Here is a 16,295-nt window from a genome sequence, read left to right on the forward strand (position 1 = left end):
CCGCTATGACCACCCGTATTCAACGCTCGGCGTTGCTGCCTTATCCGGCACAGGCGCTGTTCGATCTGGTCAACGATGTGGCCAGCTATCCGCAGTTCCTACCCTGGTGCTCCGGCAGCCAGGTGCTGGAGGTCAGCGAGACGCACATGCGTGCCAGCCTGGACGTGGCCAAGGGCAGCATCAGCCAGCGTTTCGTCACGCGCAACGCGCTGGTGCCGGGGCAGCGGATCGAGATGAATCTGGAAGAAGGTCCGTTCTCCGCTCTCAATGGCGTCTGGGAATTCAAGGCGCTGGGTGACAAGGCCTGCAAGATCAGTCTCGATCTGACCTTCGACTATGCTGGGCCGTTGGTACGCGCTACCCTCGGCCCTCTGTTCAATCAGGCGGCCAACACCCTGGTGGACGCTTTCTGTCAGCGAGCCAAGCAACTCTATGGATAGCCGCAGCATCGCCATCGAAGTGGTCTACGCTCTGGCTGACAGGCAACGCTTGCTGCGCCTGTCAGTGCCGCTCGGCACTACTGTGCGTGAGGCGGCTCTGCGCTCCGGCATGCAGCAGTATTTTCCCGAGCTGGATCTGCAACAGGCGCCGCTGGGGATTTTCGGCAAGGCCGTGGCCAAGCCGGAAGAGCGCGTATTGGAAGAGGGTGAGCGGGTGGAAATCTACCGGCCGCTGATTGCCGATCCCAAGGAGGTGCGCAAACAGCGTGCGGCCAGGGCCAAGGCCAAGGAAGAGGGCGAAGAGTCAGCCTGAGCTTTGCAGGCGCAGATGCAAAAAGCCCGGAATCGCTTCCGGGCCTTTTCGTGTCCGCCTGTTACTGCGCGTCGGTATCCAGCGGTTCTGGCGTCGGTACCGGCACGGTTTCCACCTGATCCACCTCGCGCTGGATCTGCTCCAGCAGCGAGCCTGGGGCGGCAGGCTCGTCCTTTGGTTTGGCGGGTTGAGCGGTGCTGGTGTCGCTGCCAGCGCCCATGATGGCCTGGTCACGGCTGACACCGGGCATGAAGTCACCCGCAAGGCCGATGAGCTGGTCGTTGCCGTCGAACGCCAGGCTGACGCGTTCCTGCTGACGCTCGCCGCCGCCTGGCTGGATGCTGTACAGGTAATCCCAGCGATCAGCGTGGAAGGTATCGGTGATCAGCGGATTGCCCATGATAAACCGCACTTGGCGCCGGGTCATTCCTGGGCGTAGCTGGTCTATCATGTCCTGCGTCACGACATTGCCCTGTTGAATGTCGATCTTGTAAACCCCGGGGAATGAACAACCGGCGAGTGCGAAGAGCCCGGTCAGTGACAGGCTGGTCAGCAAGAGCTTGGTTTTTTGCATCGGAGGGTGACTTCCACTATCTTGGGCATCTTGAACCCCGGATCATACCCGTATTAAGGGAGGCTGCGAAAGCAGCCCCTACGAGAAAGCAGACCATGGTTGAAAATAACGAACTGCGCAAAGCTGGACTGAAAGTGACTCTGCCACGAGTCAAAATCCTGCAGATGCTCGATAATGCCGAGTATCGCCACATGAGCGCAGAAGATGTTTACAAGGCGCTAATGGAGGCGGGTGAGGATGTCGGTCTGGCCACCGTCTACCGCGTGCTGACCCAGTTCGAGGCCGCCGGTCTGGTCGTGCGCCACAACTTCGATGGCGGTCATGCGGTATTCGAGCTGGCCGACAGCGGTCATCACGACCACATGGTCTGCGTCGATTCCGGCGAGGTGATCGAGTTCTTCGATTCCGAGATCGAGAAGCGCCAGAAGGAGATCGTCAAGGAACACGGCTTCGAGCTGGTCGATCACAATCTGGTGCTTTACGTGCGCAAGAAGAGCTGATGCTCTTGCTGCAACGAAAAAGGCGACCTGCGGGTCGCCTTTTTGCTTTGTCATGATCCGGATTGCATTCGTGCCATGTCGTTTCAGGCGGCCTGGGCGCTGGTGACCATCTTGCGCGCATGGGCCAGGGATTCCTCGGTCAGGTCGACGCCGCCGAGCATGCGGGCGATTTCCTCGACGCGGCCGTTCTCGTCCAGCTTGCTCACGGCGGTTGAGGTGGCATCGACGCCGCGCTGCTTGTGCACGAACAGGTGCTGATGCCCCTGGGCGGCCACTTGCGGCAGGTGGGTGACGCACAGCACCTGGCCGCGCTCGCCCAGGCGGCGCAGCAGTTGCCCGACCACTTCGGCGGTGGGGCCGCCGATGCCCACGTCCACTTCGTCGAATACCAGGGTCGGCACGCGTGAGGTCTGTGCGGTAATCACCTGGATCGCCAGGCTGATGCGCGACAGTTCGCCGCCCGAGGCCACCTTGGCCAGACCGCGCAGCGGCTGCCCCGGGTTGGCGCTGACCAGGAACTCTACGGCCTCCAGGCCATTGCCGTTGGGTTCGGCACCGTCCAGGGGTTGTAGCTGGATGCTGAAACGCCCGCCAGGCATGCCCAGCGTCTGCATCTCCTCTTGCACGGCCGTAGCCAGGCGTTCGGCCGCGTTGCTGCGCAGGGCGCTGAGTTCGGTGGCCTTTTCCTGATAGTGACGTTCATAGGCGGCCAGTTCTTCGGCCAGGCGCTCGCCGGCTTCGTCGTCGGCATTGAGGCTTTCCAGCTCCTCGAACAGTTGCTGCTGCAGGGCGGCCAGTTCAGTGGGTTGGATGCGGTGCTTGCGCGCCAGGGTATAGATGGTGTCCAGGCGTTCTTCGAGAAACTGCTGGCGCTGCGGGTCGGCATCGAAGTGGTCGACGAAGCGGTTCAGCTCACCCACGGCTTCCTCGACCTGAATCTGTGCGTTGGCCAGCAGGTTGCTCGCTTCGCCCAAGGCACCGCCCTGTCCGGCGAAGGTGCCGAGGCGGTTGAGGCTGGCGGTGAGCGCCGAGAGCACGTTGCCGGCGTCGCTCTCGCTGCACAGGTCGAGTACCTGACGGCAGGCGCCGAGCAGGGCTTCGGCATTGCTCAGGGCCTTGTGCTGCTGCTCGAGCTGTTCCAGCTCGTTCTCACCAAGGGCAAGGTTCTCCAGTTCTTCGAGCTGGTAGCTGAGCAACTGGTGGCGGGCGCGTTGTTCGTCACTCTGGCTAGAGATGCGTTCCAGCTCGTTGCGCGTCTGCTTCCAGCGTTGCGCGGCGAGCTGCACCTGGCGCGCCAGTTCCTGACTGCCGGCGTAATCGTCGAGCAGGCGGCGGTGAGTGTCACTCTTGAGCAGCGATTGGTGTTCGTGCTGGCTGTGGATGTCGATGATCAGTTCGCCAAGGGCCTTGAGGTCGGCTTGCGGGCAGGGGCTGCCGTTGATGTAGCCGCGTGAGCGGCCCTCGGCGGTGATCACCCGGCGCAGGATGCACGGGCCGTCGTTGTCCAGGTCGCGCTCGGCAAGCCAGGCGCGGGCTTCGGGGATGTCGGCCAGGTCGAAGCTGGCGAGGATGTCCGCCTTGTCCGCGCCGGGGCGCACCACGGCGCTGTCGGCGCGGTCACCCAGGCACAGGCCGAGGGCGTCGAGCATGATCGATTTACCAGCACCGGTTTCGCCGCTGATGGCGCTCATGCCGGCGTCCAGCTCGAGGTCCAGATGGTCGACGATGGCGTAGTTGTGGATGGACAGGTGCACCAGCATGGCGAACGCTCCCGAATTGATGTCTGGTTATTTATACAGTGTTTTTTCTCGTGCTGACAATCCTCCTTTATCGCCCCTTGAAAGCTGTGGAATTGGCTCCATATAGGCGGCAGGTGCGCGGTTCGGATCCGCGCCGATTCATTCGAGAGGAGAGAGGCATGGCTGACGAACAGAACCTGGATACGCAGAACCCCGAGGCGCAGGCGGCCGAGAATGCCGCGTCGAGCGATGATCTGGCGGCTCGCGTGCAGGCCCTGGAAGAGCAGCTAGCAGCGGCGCAGGATCAGTCGTTGCGCATGGCGGCCGAGCTGCAGAACGTGCGTCGTCGCGCCGAGCAGGACGTGGAGAAGGCGCACAAGTTCGCCCTGGAAAAGTTCGCCAACGACCTGCTGCCGGTGGTCGACAGCCTGGAGCGTGGTCTGGAGTTGTCCAGCCCGAACGACGAAGCGCTCAAGGCCGTGCGCGAGGGCATGCAACTGACCCTCAAGCTGTTCATCGACACCCTGGCCCGGCATTCGCTGGAGGCGCTCGACCCGCACGGTGAGCCGTTCAACCCGGAGCATCACCAGGCGATGGCGATGGAAGAGAGCACCAAGGTCGAGCCGAATTCCGTGCTCAAGGTGTTCCAGAAGGGCTATCTGCTCAATGGTCGTCTGTTGCGCCCGGCCATGGTCGTGGTCAGCAAGGCACCGACCACGCCGCCGCCGTCCATTGACGAGCAGGCTTGAAATATCCGGGGGCGACCCCATCTCTGAGTCAAGCGTTTTAGTGCTACCGGCGCCTGCGAAACGAGGCGACGGGAAAATCAAAGTTTCGGGAGAACATTCATGGGCAAAATCATCGGTATCGACCTGGGGACTACCAACTCCTGCGTCTCCATTCTGGAAAACGGCAACGTCAAGGTGCTGGAGAACGCCGAAGGCGCTCGCACCACGCCGTCCATCATTGCTTACGCCAACGATGGCGAAATCTTGGTTGGCCAGTCCGCCAAGCGTCAGGCAGTGACCAACCCGCACAACACCCTGTACGCGGTGAAGCGTCTGATCGGCCGTCGTTTCGACGAGGACGTGGTGCAGAAAGACATCGGCCTGGTGCCGTACAAGATCGCCAAGGCCGATAACGGTGACGCCTGGGTCGAAGTCAACGGCCAGAAGATGGCACCGCCGCAGATCAGCGCCGAAGTGCTGAAGAAGATGAAGAAAACCGCCGAGGACTACCTGGGCGAGCCGGTGACCGAAGCGGTGATCACCGTTCCGGCCTACTTCAACGACAGTCAGCGTCAGGCCACCAAAGACGCCGGTCGCATCGCCGGCCTCGACGTCAAGCGCATCATCAACGAGCCGACCGCGGCTGCGCTGGCCTATGGCATGGACAAGGCCAAGGGCGACCACACCGTGATCGTCTATGACCTGGGCGGTGGTACCTTCGACGTGTCGGTGATCGAGATTGCCGAAGTCGACGGCGAGCACCAGTTCGAGGTACTGGCTACCAACGGTGACACCTTCCTCGGTGGTGAGGACTTCGACATCCGCCTGATCGACTACCTCGTCGACGAGTTCAAGAAAGAAACCGGCATGAACCTCAAGGGCGACCCGCTGGCCATGCAGCGCCTCAAGGAAGCCGCCGAGAAGGCCAAGATCGAGCTGTCCTCGAGCCAGCAGACCGACGTCAACCTGCCGTACATCACGGCAGACTCGACTGGCCCGAAACACCTGAACGTGAAGATTTCCCGCTCCAAGCTGGAGTCGCTGGTCGAGGATCTGGTGCAGCGCACCATCGAGCCGTGCCGCACCGCGCTGAAGGACGCCGGCATCGACGTCGGCAAGATCGACGACGTGATCCTGGTCGGTGGTCAGACCCGCATGCCGCTGGTGCAGAAGACCGTTGCCGAGTTCTTCGGCAAGGAGCCGCGCAAGGACGTCAACCCGGACGAAGCAGTGGCCATGGGTGCTGCCATTCAGGGCGCCGTGCTGGCCGGTGACGTCAAGGACGTGCTGCTGCTGGACGTCTCCCCGCTGACCCTGGGTATCGAAACCATGGGCGGCGTGATGACCCCGTTGATCGAGAAGAACACCACCATCCCGACCAAGAAGTCGCAAGTGTTCTCCACCGCCGACGACAACCAGAGCGCTGTGACCATTCACGTGCTGCAGGGTGAGCGCAAGCAGGCCGTGCAGAACAAGTCCCTGGGCAAGTTCGACCTGGCCGAGATTCCGCCGGCTCCGCGTGGCGTGCCGCAGATCGAGGTGACCTTCGACATCGACGCCAACGGCATCCTGCACGTGTCCGCCAAGGACAAGGCCACCGGCAAGCAGCAGTCCATCGTCATCAAGGCCAACTCTGGTCTGTCCGACGAGGAGATCGAGCGCATGGTGCGTGACGCCGAGGCCAATGCCGAGGAAGACCGCAAGTTCGAGGAGCTGGCCACTGCGCGTAACCAGGGCGACCAACTGGTGCATGCCACCCGCAAGATGATCACCGAAGCGGGCGACAAGGCCACTGCCGACGAGAAGGCCGCTATCGAGAAGGCCATCGGCGAGCTGGAAGTGGCCATCAAGGGTGACGACAAGGCCGCCATCGAAGCCAAGATGAACGCCCTGTCCGAGGCCACCACGCCGCTGGCGCAGAAGATGTATGCCGAGCAGCCGCAAGGTGGTGCTGCCCAGGCGGATGCTGCCGATGCCAAGGATGCCGGCGACGACGTAGTCGACGCCGAATTCGAAGAGGTCAAGGAGAACAAGTAAGGTCAGCGGCCTCGCGCCGCGCCTTCTTTCGCTCCGACCCGTCGTCCGCGGCGGGCAGGATTCGCCGCGCGGGAGCTCTCTCCCGCGTCGGCGTATCTGGAGCTCACGAATCTGAGAGTGCAGCACAACTATGGCAAAACGAGACTATTACGACATCCTGGGCGTGGAACGCGGCGCCAGCGAGGCGGATCTGAAGAAGGCCTACCGCCGCCTGGCGATGAAGTACCATCCGGATCGCAACCCGGATGACAAAGAGGCCGAAGAGCGCTTCAAGGAGGCCAACGAGGCCTACGAAGTGCTCTCCGATGCGGCCAAGCGTTCGGCCTATGACCAGTACGGTCATGCCGGTGTCGACCCGCAGATGGGTGGCGCTGGCGGTGCCGGTTTCGGCGGCGCCAACTTCTCCGACATCTTCGGTGACGTGTTCAGCGATTTCTTCGGCGGTGGCCGTGGCGGTTCTCGTGGTGGCGCTCAGCGCGGCTCGGATCTGCGCTACACCCTGGAACTGGATCTGGAAGAGGCGGTGCGTGGTACCAACGTGACCATTCGCGTGCCGACCCTGGTCGGTTGCAAGACCTGCGATGGCACGGGTGCCAAGAAAGGCACCAGCCCGGTGACCTGTACCACCTGTGGCGGTATCGGTCAGGTACGCATGCAACAGGGCTTCTTCTCCGTACAGCAGACCTGCCCGCGCTGCCATGGCACCGGCAAGATGATCACCGACCCCTGTGGCAGTTGCCATGGTCAGGGCCGTGTGGAAGAGAGCAAGACGTTGTCGGTCAAGGTACCGCCAGGCGTCGACACCGGCGACCGCATTCGCCTATCCGGCGAGGGCGAGGCGGGTGCCCATGGCGGCCCGGCCGGCGACCTCTATGTGGTGGTCAACGTGCGCGAGCACGCGATCTTCCAGCGTGACGGCAAGCATCTGTACTGTGAGGTGCCGATCAGCTTCGCCGACGCCGCCCTGGGAGGCGAGCTGGAAGTGCCGACCCTTGATGGTCGGGTCAAGCTGAAGATCCCCGAAGGTACCCAGACCGGCAAGCTGTTCCGCCTGCGTGGCAAGGGCGTGGCCCCGGTACGGGGTGGTGCGGCAGGCGACCTGATGTGCCGGGTGGCGGTGGAAACGCCGGTCAACTTGAACAAGCGTCAGCGCGAACTGCTCGAGGAGTTCCGCAAGTCGCTGCAGGGCGACGACTCCCACTCGCCCAAGGCCAGTGGCTGGTTCGAGGGCGTGAAGCGCTTCTTCGGTGACGTTTAATTGAGCATCAAGCGGCAAGCCACAAGCGGCAAGAGGTATTGCGCTTGGCTTGCCGCTTGAGGCCTGCAGCTTGGAGCTGATGTTATGCAACGTATCGCAGTGATGGGCGCCGCCGGGCGTATGGGCAAGACCCTGATCGAGGCCGTGAGCCAGGCCGAGGGCGCCAGGCTCAGCGCGGCCATCGACCGCGCCGACAGCAGCCTGATTGGCGCCGACGCCGGTGAGCTGGTCGGCCTTGGCAAGATCGGCGTGACCCTGGTGGGTGACCTGGCGACGGTGGTCGATGACTTCGACGTGCTGATCGACTTCACCCATCCATCGGTGACCCTGAAGAATCTGGAAGTCTGCCGTCAGGCCGGCAAGGCCATGGTCATTGGCACCACAGGTTTTACTGTGGAAGAGAAGCAGCAACTGAGCGACGCGGCCAAGCAGATTCCCATCGTCTTCGCTGCCAACTTCAGCGTGGGCGTCAACCTATGCCTGAAGCTGCTGGATACCGCTGCCCGTGTGCTGGGCGATGACGTGGATATCGAGATCATCGAAGCTCACCACCGGCACAAGGTCGACGCACCGTCCGGCACCGCGCTGCGTATGGGGGAGGTGGTCGCCGACGCGCTGGGGCGTGATCTGCAGAAGGTCGCCGTCTACGGTCGCGAAGGCCAGACCGGCGCGCGTGAGCGTGAAACCATCGGCTTCGCCACCGTGCGTGCCGGCGACGTGGTGGGCGATCACACCGTACTATTCGCCGCCGACGGCGAGCGCGTGGAGATCACCCACAAGGCCTCCAGTCGCATGACCTTCGCCAAGGGCGCCGTGCGCTCGGCGCTGTGGCTGGCCGGACGTGATGCCGCGCTGTATGACATGCAGGACGTGTTGGGGCTGAGGTAGGGCTATATAGGTGCGGGAGATTGATCTCCCGCTCGTGCATGGATGGTGTGGGGTAGGTTACTGATGACGCCTTTGAAGCTGGATGATGTCGCCCGCTACGTCGAGTTGAATATCGGTTCATTTCACGAGAAGCGTATTGCCAGTCTGGGGCGCCTGAAGCTCAAGGATGTCCTGAAGCGCAAGAATCCCTACATGTTCAGGGCCAAGCATGTACTGACGGCAGAGCAGATCATTCGCGCTATCGTGGATGCGCATATTTCCTCCAACGAGGAAACTTTGTTCGGGAGTTGGCTTGAGGAGTTGGCCATTTTTATCAATGGCCAGGTATACGACGGTTGGAAATCCGGGATTGCCGGTATCGACCTTGAGTTTAATAAAGAAGGTGTGCGTTACATCGTGGCGATCAAGTCCGGCCCTAAATGGGCTAACAAAGGGCAGATTGATCAGATGAAAACCAATTTCCTGACGGCACAGCGTACCTTGCGTACAAGCAATTCCGGCTTGCAGGTCGTTGCTGTCAACGGTTGCTGCTATGGACGAGACAAAAAGCCGGACAAAGGCAGCTACTACAAGTACTGCGGCCAGCGCTTCTGGTCATTCATCTCCGGAGACGATCAGCTCTATGTGGAGCTGATCGAGCCGTTGGGCTTCAAGGCGCGTGAGCGCAATGATGAGTTCGCCGAAAACTACGGGCAGATGATCAACAAGTTTACCCGTGAATTCACCCTTGAATTTTGCGACGAGCAGGGTGCCATCGACTGGGCGCGCCTGCTGCGTTTCAATTCACAAGCCTGAGGCTTCAGCCAATCGCCAGCTCTAGCTGAGCCTTGCGCCGTTGTTGCTCGAACGCCCTGCGCCATTCGTCATGGCAGGTGGCCTGGTAACGTGAGAAGCGGAAACTGCGTGGTGCTTCCTGCGCCTTGCCGGCGAGCAGGTCTCGTAGCAGTTTGCCGACGGCATGGCCCAGACTGATCGGCACGGCATTGCCGACCTGCTTGTATTGCTGGATCAGCGGGCCGGCCAGTTGCCAGCCATCTGGAAACTCCTGGATGCGTTTGTATTCCTCGATCGACAGTGGGCGATCCGCTTCAGGGTGCGCCAGATCCGTTGCCGGCATGGCGGGGTGCGTTACCAGGGTCGGGGATGGTTTGTCCCAGGCCAGGCGACGCAAAAAGCCCGTCTTGCCGCCTCCTGAGAAGTAGGACTTGCCCAGTGCCTCACGTTGTAGGTCAGGAGGGAGATCACGCCAGTTCTGCCCAGCCTTGAGCAGGCGGTAGAAGCGCAGACGCTTCTCCGGGAAATTCAGATGATGATGGTCTTCAAGCCCTTCCAGTGCCTGGCGTACGGTGCGCCAGGTGGGCAGTCCCAGGCTGCCGTCTTCGCTATGTGTCGGAGTGAGGAATGGGGCGGGTTTGCCGTCTCGTGAGCAGATGATAATGACCCGCTCACGAATTTGCGGAGTGCCGAAGTTGGCCGAGTTGTACAGGTTGAAGGAACATGCGTAGCCGGCGTTGCTCAGCTTGCTCAGAACGAAGTTCAGTGCTCCGCCTTTCATCTCGTCTAGGGACAGGTCTGGAAAGTCCGGGCCCCGCTGATCATGCGGGCGGTGATCCATCGGGCAAGACAGCAGACCGCGCACGTTCTCGATCACGATATAGGGTGGCCTGATTTCCAGGGCCAGGTCGATGAATTTCAGGAAGGCATTGCCGCGCTCGTCATTGAAGGCTTTGCGCTTGCCTGCAGTGCTGAATGCCTGGCAGGGAGGGCCGCCGATGATGACGTCGATTTCGTCACGGAGTACGCCGGCTGCTTTGAGTACCTGCCCGGCCGTGCAGGCATTGATGTCGCCTAACAGCGCTGTATTGGGGCGATTTAGGGCGATAGTTTGTCGGCAGTACTTGTCGAACTCGCAGGCTAGGCGGATATCGAAACCGGCTTTTTCCATGCCCAGATCCAGGCCCATGGCGCCGGAAAAGAAGCTCAGCGCGATGGGGGCATTCTTGTTGCGCTCGGGCGCATGGTAGGCAGGATGATCCTCTGCAATCATGTGGGCTGTTCTTAATCCGTATTGGGTCACGCTTTCCTGGTCGATTATCCAGGTCTTGCCTACTCGTTCTGCGTCGAGCACTTGTGCTCTGCAGAGCGTTCGAGTGCGCTGTGGGCTTATCCGAAGCTGGCGCGCTGCATCTTCGATGCTGATTTTGGTACTCATTCGGGGTTTCTCGTGCGAAACCTGTAGAAGGTACCAATGGTTTCCTGGAGTCTGACTGCTGTCAACCCTGGCCTTGGAAGGCTGTAGAGGTGGGCGAACGCCTTTTTGGTCTTTGCGCCTTTCGATTTTTAGGCTTTTCCTGTAAGCTTCCTGTTTTAGTGTGTCCACTAAAAGTTACGCAGAATGGCTCAAATAAAAAAGCGGGATGACCTTCACACGTCATCCCGCTTTTTTACAACCTGCGTTTGCTTCAAGCCTTGTTCGAGACGGAGGTCTTCTTGACTAAGCCAGCCCCCAAACCTGCCATTTTGGCCCTTGCTGACGGCAGCATTTTTCGCGGCGATTCCATCGGGGCCGATGGCCAGACGATCGGAGAGGTGGTGTTCAACACCGCCATGACCGGCTATCAGGAAATTCTCACCGATCCGTCCTATGCCCAGCAGATCGTCACCCTGACCTACCCGCACATCGGCAATACCGGCACCACCCCGGAAGACGGCGAGTCCTGCAGCGTGTGGGCGGCCGGCCTGATCATTCGCGACCTGCCGCTGATTTCCAGTAGCTGGCGCGACAAGCAGCCGCTGGACGAATACCTGAAAGCGAACGGCACCGTCGCCATCGCCGGTATCGATACCCGCCGCCTGACTCGCATCCTGCGTGAGAAGGGCTCGCAGAACGGCTGCATTCTGGTTGGTGACGATGCCACCGAAGAGAAGGCGCTGGAGTTGGCGCGCAGTTTCCCGGGCCTCAAAGGCATGGATCTGGCCAAGGAAGTCACCTGCGCCAAACCCTACGAATGGCGCTCCAGTGTGTGGAACCTGGAAAGCGACAGCCACCCGCTGATCGCGGCCGAGGAGCTGCCATACCATGTGGTGGCCTACGACTACGGCGTGAAGCTGAACATCCTGCGCATGCTGGTCGCCCGCGGCTGCCGCCTGACCGTGGTGCCGGCGCAGACGCCGGCCAGCGAAGTGCTGGCCCTGAATCCTGACGGTGTGTTCCTCTCCAACGGTCCTGGCGACCCCGAGCCGTGCGATTATGCGATCAAGGCGATCAAGGAAATTCTGGAAACCGACATCCCGGTATTCGGCATCTGCCTCGGCCACCAACTGCTGGCCCTGGCCTCCGGTGCCAAGACACTGAAGATGGGCCACGGCCACCATGGTGCCAACCACCCGGTACAGGATCTCGACACTGGCGTGGTGATGATCACCAGTCAGAACCACGGTTTCGCCGTGGACGAGAGCAGCCTGCCGAGCAATGTGCGTCCGATCCACAAGTCGCTGTTCGATGGCACCCTGCAGGGCATCGAACGTACCGACAAGGCCGCCTTCAGCTTCCAGGGTCACCCCGAAGCCAGCCCAGGCCCGCACGACGTTGCGCCGCTGTTCGACCGTTTCATCAATGAAATGGCCAAACGCCGCTAAGCCCCGCCGAGCAGAGAATTCGAGAAGACCATGCCAAAACGTACAGACATCAAAAGTATCCTGATCCTCGGCGCCGGCCCCATCGTCATCGGCCAGGCCTGCGAGTTCGACTACTCCGGCGCCCAGGCGTGCAAGGCGCTGAAGGAAGAAGGGTTCCGCGTCATCTTGGTGAACTCCAACCCGGCCACCATCATGACCGACCCGGCCATGGCCGACGCCACCTACATCGAGCCGATCAAGTGGGCCACCGTGGCCAAGATCATCGAGAAGGAGCGGCCGGACGCGCTGCTGCCGACCATGGGCGGGCAGACCGCGCTGAACTGCGCCCTGGATCTGGAGCGCCACGGCGTGCTGGAAAAGTTCGGCGTCGAGATGATCGGTGCCAACGCCGACACCATCGACAAGGCCGAAGACCGCTCGCGCTTCGACAAGGCGATGAAGGACATCGGCCTGGCCTGCCCGCGTTCGGGTATCGCCCACAGCATGGAAGAAGCCTACGGCGTGCTGGAGCAGGTGGGTTTCCCCTGCATCATCCGCCCCAGCTTCACCATGGGTGGCACCGGTGGCGGCATCGCCTACAACCGTGAAGAATTCGAGGAAATCTGCGCCCGTGGTCTGGACCTGTCGCCGACCAACGAGCTGCTGATCGACGAGTCGCTGATCGGCTGGAAGGAATACGAGATGGAGGTGGTCCGTGACAAGAAGGACAACTGCATCATCGTCTGCTCCATCGAGAACTTCGACCCGATGGGCGTGCACACCGGCGACTCCATCACCGTCGCGCCGGCGCAAACCCTGACCGACAAGGAATACCAGATCATGCGCAACGCCTCCCTGGCGGTGCTGCGTGAGATCGGCGTGGAAACCGGTGGCTCCAACGTGCAGTTCGGCATCTGCCCGAACACCGGGCGCATGGTGGTGATCGAGATGAACCCGCGCGTGTCGCGGTCCTCGGCGCTGGCCTCCAAGGCTACCGGTTTCCCGATCGCCAAGATCGCCGCCAAGCTGGCTGTCGGTTACACCCTCGACGAGCTGTCCAACGACATCACCGGCGGTCGTACCCCGGCGTCGTTCGAGCCGGCCATCGACTACGTGGTGACCAAGGTTCCGCGCTTCGCCTTCGAGAAGTTCCCCAAGGCCGACGCCCGCCTGACCACCCAGATGAAGTCCGTCGGTGAGGTCATGGCCATCGGCCGTACCTTCCAGGAGTCGGTGCAGAAAGCCCTGCGCGGTCTGGAAGTCGGCGTTGCCGGTTTCGACCCGAAACTCGACCTGAACGATCCGGAAGCCGAAAGCACCCTGCGCCGCGAGCTGACCGTGCCCAGCGCCGACCGTATCTGGTACGTGGCCGATGCCTTCCGGGCCGGCAAGACCGTCGCCGAAGTGTTCGAACTGACCCGTATCGACGAGTGGTTCCTGGTGCAGATCGAAGATCTGATCAAGGACGAGGCGACCGTGCAGACCCTGGGTCTGTCCGCCATCGATTACGACCTGATGTTCAAGCTCAAGCGCAAGGGCTTCTCCGATGCGCGTCTGGCCAAGCTGCTGGGTGTTTCCGAGAAGAGCCTGCGCGCGCACCGCCACAAGCTGAAAGTGCTGCCGGTGTACAAGCGCGTGGACACCTGTGCCGCCGAATTCGCCACCGACACCGCCTACATGTACTCGACCTACGAGGAAGAGTGCGAGGCCAACCCGTCGAGCCGCGACAAGATCATGATCCTCGGTGGAGGTCCGAACCGTATCGGCCAGGGCATCGAGTTCGACTACTGCTGCGTACACGCGGCGCTGGCCATGCGTGAAGATGGTTACGAGACCATCATGGTCAACTGCAACCCGGAAACCGTCTCCACCGACTACGACACCTCCGACCGCCTGTACTTCGAGCCGGTGACCCTGGAAGACGTGCTGGAGATCGTCCGCGTCGAGCAGCCCAAGGGCGTCATCGTGCAGTACGGTGGCCAGACCCCGCTGAAGATCTGCCGCGCCCTGGAAGAAGCCGGCGTGCCGATCATCGGCACCAGCCCCGAGGCCATCGACCGCGCCGAAGACCGCGAGCGCTTCCAGCAGATGGTGCAGCGCCTGAACCTGCGTCAGCCGGCCAACGCCACTGCGCGCAGCGAAGACGAGGCCCTGGCCCTGTCCAAGGGCATCGGCTACCCGATGGTGGTGCGTCCGTCCTACGTACTGGGCGGTCGTGCGATGGAAATCGTCTACCAAGAAGAAGAGCTCAAGCGCTATATGCGCGAAGCGGTGAAGGTGTCCAACGACAGCCCGGTACTGCTGGATCGCTTCCTCAACTGCGCCATCGAGGTGGACGTGGATGCGGTCAGCGACGGCGAAACCGTGGTGATCGGCGCCATCATGCAGCACATCGAACAGGCTGGTGTGCACTCCGGTGACTCCGCTTGCTCGTTGCCGCCGTACTCGCTGCCGGCGCACATCCAGGACGAGATTCGCGAGCAGGTCAAGAAAATGGCCCTGGAGCTCGGCGTGGTTGGCCTGATGAACGTACAGATGGCCGTGCAGGGCGAGGACATCTACGTCATTGAGGTCAACCCGCGTGCATCGCGTACCGTGCCCTTCGTCTCCAAATGCGTCGGCGAATCCCTGGCCAAAGTGGCAGCGCGCGTCATGGCTGGTAAGACCCTGGCTGAAGTGGGCTACACCAAGGAAATCATTCCGCCGTTCTTCAGCGTCAAGGAAGCGGTGTTCCCCTTCGCCAAGTTCCCCGGCGTCGACCCCATCCTCGGCCCGGAGATGAAGTCCACCGGCGAGGTGATGGGTGTTGGCGACAGCTTCGGCGAAGCCTTTGCCAAGGCCCAGGTCGGTGCCAGCGAGATCCTGCCGAACGCCGGCGTCGCCTTTATCAGCGTGCGTGAGGATGACAAGGCCGAGGCCGTGCAGGTCGCGCGCGATCTGGTCGCCCTGGGCTTCGAGGTGGTTGCCACCGCCGGCACCGCCAAGGTGATCGAGGCTGCCGGTCTGCCGGTACGTCGCGTGAACAAGGTGACCGAAGGTCGTCCGCACGTGGTCGACATGATCAAGAACGATGAGGTAACACTGATCATCAACACCACCGAGGGGCGTCAGTCGATTGCTGACTCCTACTCGATCCGTCGTAACGCCCTGCAGCACAAGATCTACTGCACCACCACCATCGCGGCTGGTCAGGCGGTCTGTGAGGCGCTCAAGTTCGGTCCCGAGAAGACCGTGCGCCGGCTGCAGGATCTGCATGCAGGAATCAAGGCATGAACAAGTACCCCATGACCGTCCAGGGCGCTCGCGCCCTGGAAGAAGAGCTGGCGCACCTGACCAAGGTGCGTCGTCCCGCACTGAGCCAGGCGATCGCCGAGGCTCGCGAACTGGGCGACCTCAAGGAAAACGCCGAGTACCATGCCGCGCGTGAAGAGCAGGGTATGGTCGAGGCTCGTGTGCGTGATATCGAAGGTCGCCTGCAGAATGCGGTGATCATCGACGTCACCACCATCGAGCACACCGGCAAGGTGATCTTCGGCACCACGGTGGAAATCGCCAACGTCGAGACTGACGAAAGCGTGACCTACCAGATCGTTGGCGAAGACGAAGCTGACATCAAGCAGGGCAAGATCTCCGTCGGTTCGCCCATCGCCCGTGCCCTGGTGGGCAAGAGCGAGGGTGACGTAGTCGGCGTGCAGACTCCAAGTGGCCTGGTCGAGTACGAGATTGTCGAAGTCCGCCACATCTAAACTGCAACAGCCGTCACGGGCCACTGCCGTCAGTTGGCAGTTGGCCCAGACTCTCTGGGTCGGCGGCTTGTGGTTGTTGCAGTTCGTCATTTTGCCGGCCATTGGCCAGACCGGGCTGGCGCCGCTGCTGGTGCAGGATATTTCCGCGCAATTGACGCCGCTGCTGATCGGCCTGGCCGCTGTCTGTGTGGCAGTGCAGGCTTTTGCGCTGTTACGCGTGGAGGGGCTTGCCAGTTTCTGGCGCGATGTGCGTGGCCAGTTGCTGCTGGCCGTTGCTGCCATGGCCCTGAGCCATCTGCTGGTGCGCCAGTACTGGCCCGAGGCCGAGTACTGGCTACGCTTCAGCTATCTGGTGATGGCGTTCTGCGGGTTGCTACTGGTGGTGCAACCCATACCGGGGAAGAGCCGCTAAAAGAGCAGCTATAAGCTGCAAGCCACTAGCTTCAAGTAAAAG

15 protein-coding genes are annotated in these 16,295 nt (G+C 61.8%); 12 read left to right on the forward strand and 3 right to left on the reverse strand.

Annotated features, from left to right (window positions below):
* Positions 1 to 5: 5 nt before the first annotated feature.
* Both PVE35_RS04435 and PVE35_RS04440 read left to right on the forward strand, forming a co-directional pair.
* A complete protein-coding gene (locus tag PVE35_RS04435; protein ID WP_268181581.1) occupies positions 6 to 440 on the forward strand; it encodes a type II toxin-antitoxin system RatA family toxin in 435 nt (144 codons plus the stop codon).
* Positions 433 to 753 carry an RnfH family protein gene (locus PVE35_RS04440; RefSeq protein WP_268181583.1) on the forward strand — a complete coding sequence of 107 codons (321 nt, stop codon included), beginning with the start codon at positions 433 to 435 and terminating at the stop codon, positions 751 to 753. The genes PVE35_RS04435 and PVE35_RS04440 overlap by 8 nt, the downstream gene beginning before the upstream one ends.
* 61 nt (positions 754 to 814) lie before the next feature.
* Here PVE35_RS04440 and PVE35_RS04445 read toward each other — a convergent pair whose 3' ends face one another.
* Positions 815 to 1,327 carry an outer membrane protein assembly factor BamE gene (locus tag PVE35_RS04445; protein ID WP_268181585.1) on the reverse strand — a complete coding sequence of 171 codons (513 nt, stop codon included), beginning with the start codon at positions 1,325 to 1,327 and terminating at the stop codon, positions 815 to 817.
* A gap of 95 nt (positions 1,328 to 1,422) precedes the next feature.
* Between PVE35_RS04445 and fur the strand changes: the two genes are divergently transcribed.
* The gene (fur, locus tag PVE35_RS04450) at positions 1,423 to 1,827 is read left to right on the forward strand and encodes a ferric iron uptake transcriptional regulator (protein ID WP_268181587.1); all 405 of its coding nucleotides are present in this window, start codon (positions 1,423 to 1,425) and stop codon (positions 1,825 to 1,827) included.
* A gap of 83 nt (positions 1,828 to 1,910) precedes the next feature.
* On the opposite strand, the gene recN is transcribed toward fur, so the two are convergent.
* On the reverse strand, positions 1,911 to 3,587 hold the full coding sequence (gene recN / locus PVE35_RS04455; RefSeq protein ID WP_277373923.1) for a DNA repair protein RecN: 1,677 nt from the start codon (positions 3,585 to 3,587) through the stop codon (positions 1,911 to 1,913).
* 158 nt (positions 3,588 to 3,745) lie between these two features.
* On the opposite strand from recN, the gene grpE reads away from it, so the two are divergent.
* The 5 genes from grpE to PVE35_RS04480 all read left to right on the forward strand — a co-directional run bounded on the left by grpE (position 3,746) and on the right by PVE35_RS04480 (position 9,272).
* Entirely contained in the window at positions 3,746 to 4,315 is a 570-nt protein-coding gene (gene grpE / locus PVE35_RS04460) for a nucleotide exchange factor GrpE (RefSeq protein ID WP_277373924.1), read from the forward strand.
* Between the two features lie 99 nt (positions 4,316 to 4,414).
* Positions 4,415 to 6,331, forward strand: coding sequence for a molecular chaperone DnaK (dnaK, locus tag PVE35_RS04465; protein WP_277373925.1), 1,917 nt, complete (start codon positions 4,415 to 4,417; stop codon positions 6,329 to 6,331).
* A 130-nt stretch (positions 6,332 to 6,461) separates the two neighbouring features.
* Entirely contained in the window at positions 6,462 to 7,589 is a 1,128-nt protein-coding gene (dnaJ, locus tag PVE35_RS04470) for a molecular chaperone DnaJ (RefSeq protein ID WP_277373926.1), read from the forward strand.
* 84 nt (positions 7,590 to 7,673) lie between these two features.
* Complete coding sequence (gene dapB, locus PVE35_RS04475; RefSeq protein WP_277373927.1) at positions 7,674 to 8,477, forward strand: 4-hydroxy-tetrahydrodipicolinate reductase; 804 nt, start codon at positions 7,674 to 7,676, stop codon at positions 8,475 to 8,477.
* A gap of 63 nt (positions 8,478 to 8,540) precedes the next feature.
* Positions 8,541 to 9,272, forward strand: a complete 732-nt coding sequence (locus PVE35_RS04480) for a PmeII family type II restriction endonuclease (RefSeq protein ID WP_277373928.1) — start codon at positions 8,541 to 8,543, stop codon at positions 9,270 to 9,272.
* Between the two features lie 4 nt (positions 9,273 to 9,276).
* Here PVE35_RS04480 and PVE35_RS04485 read toward each other — a convergent pair whose 3' ends face one another.
* On the reverse strand, positions 9,277 to 10,689 hold the full coding sequence (locus PVE35_RS04485) for a DNA cytosine methyltransferase (RefSeq protein ID WP_277373929.1): 1,413 nt from the start codon (positions 10,687 to 10,689) through the stop codon (positions 9,277 to 9,279).
* 278 nt (positions 10,690 to 10,967) lie between these two features.
* Between PVE35_RS04485 and carA the strand changes: the two genes are divergently transcribed.
* The 4 genes from carA to PVE35_RS04505 are packed head-to-tail and all read left to right on the forward strand — an operon-like array spanning position 10,968 to position 16,253.
* A complete protein-coding gene (carA, locus tag PVE35_RS04490; protein WP_277373930.1) occupies positions 10,968 to 12,116 on the forward strand; it encodes a glutamine-hydrolyzing carbamoyl-phosphate synthase small subunit in 1,149 nt (382 codons plus the stop codon).
* Positions 12,117 to 12,146: 30 nt separating this feature from the next.
* Entirely contained in the window at positions 12,147 to 15,368 is a 3,222-nt protein-coding gene (gene carB, locus PVE35_RS04495; RefSeq protein ID WP_277373931.1) for a carbamoyl-phosphate synthase large subunit, read from the forward strand.
* Positions 15,365 to 15,841, forward strand: coding sequence for a transcription elongation factor GreA (greA, locus tag PVE35_RS04500; protein ID WP_024309422.1), 477 nt, complete (start codon positions 15,365 to 15,367; stop codon positions 15,839 to 15,841). The genes carB and greA overlap by 4 nt, the downstream gene beginning before the upstream one ends.
* Positions 15,819 to 16,253, forward strand: a complete 435-nt coding sequence (locus tag PVE35_RS04505) for a DUF4149 domain-containing protein (protein ID WP_277373932.1) — start codon at positions 15,819 to 15,821, stop codon at positions 16,251 to 16,253. Before greA ends, PVE35_RS04505 begins: the two co-directional genes overlap by 23 nt.
* Positions 16,254 to 16,295: the final 42 nt, after the last annotated feature.

It is taken from the genome of Pseudomonas sp. AA-38 (genome assembly GCF_029457475.1).
Lineage (GTDB): Bacteria > Pseudomonadota > Gammaproteobacteria > Pseudomonadales > Pseudomonadaceae > Aquipseudomonas.

Bases quoted from the DNA above. Each gene is read 5' to 3' on its own strand.
- PVE35_RS04435 (WP_268181581.1), top strand. From the start codon at position 6: ATGACCACCCGTATTCAACGCTCGGCGTTGCTGCCTTATCCGGCACAG.
- PVE35_RS04440 (WP_268181583.1), top strand. From the start codon at position 433: ATGGATAGCCGCAGCATCGCCATCGAAGTGGTCTACGCTCTGGCTGAC.
- PVE35_RS04445 (WP_268181585.1), bottom strand. From the start codon at position 1,327: ATGCAAAAAACCAAGCTCTTGCTGACCAGCCTGTCACTGACCGGGCTC.
- fur (WP_268181587.1), top strand. From the start codon at position 1,423: ATGGTTGAAAATAACGAACTGCGCAAAGCTGGACTGAAAGTGACTCTG.
- recN (WP_277373923.1), bottom strand. From the start codon at position 3,587: ATGCTGGTGCACCTGTCCATCCACAACTACGCCATCGTCGACCATCTG.
- grpE (WP_277373924.1), top strand. From the start codon at position 3,746: ATGGCTGACGAACAGAACCTGGATACGCAGAACCCCGAGGCGCAGGCG.
- dnaK (WP_277373925.1), top strand. From the start codon at position 4,415: ATGGGCAAAATCATCGGTATCGACCTGGGGACTACCAACTCCTGCGTC.
- dnaJ (WP_277373926.1), top strand. From the start codon at position 6,462: ATGGCAAAACGAGACTATTACGACATCCTGGGCGTGGAACGCGGCGCC.
- dapB (WP_277373927.1), top strand. From the start codon at position 7,674: ATGCAACGTATCGCAGTGATGGGCGCCGCCGGGCGTATGGGCAAGACC.
- PVE35_RS04480 (WP_277373928.1), top strand. From the start codon at position 8,541: ATGACGCCTTTGAAGCTGGATGATGTCGCCCGCTACGTCGAGTTGAAT.
- PVE35_RS04485 (WP_277373929.1), bottom strand. From the start codon at position 10,689: ATGAGTACCAAAATCAGCATCGAAGATGCAGCGCGCCAGCTTCGGATA.
- carB (WP_277373931.1), top strand. From the start codon at position 12,147: ATGCCAAAACGTACAGACATCAAAAGTATCCTGATCCTCGGCGCCGGC.
- greA (WP_024309422.1), top strand. From the start codon at position 15,365: ATGAACAAGTACCCCATGACCGTCCAGGGCGCTCGCGCCCTGGAAGAA.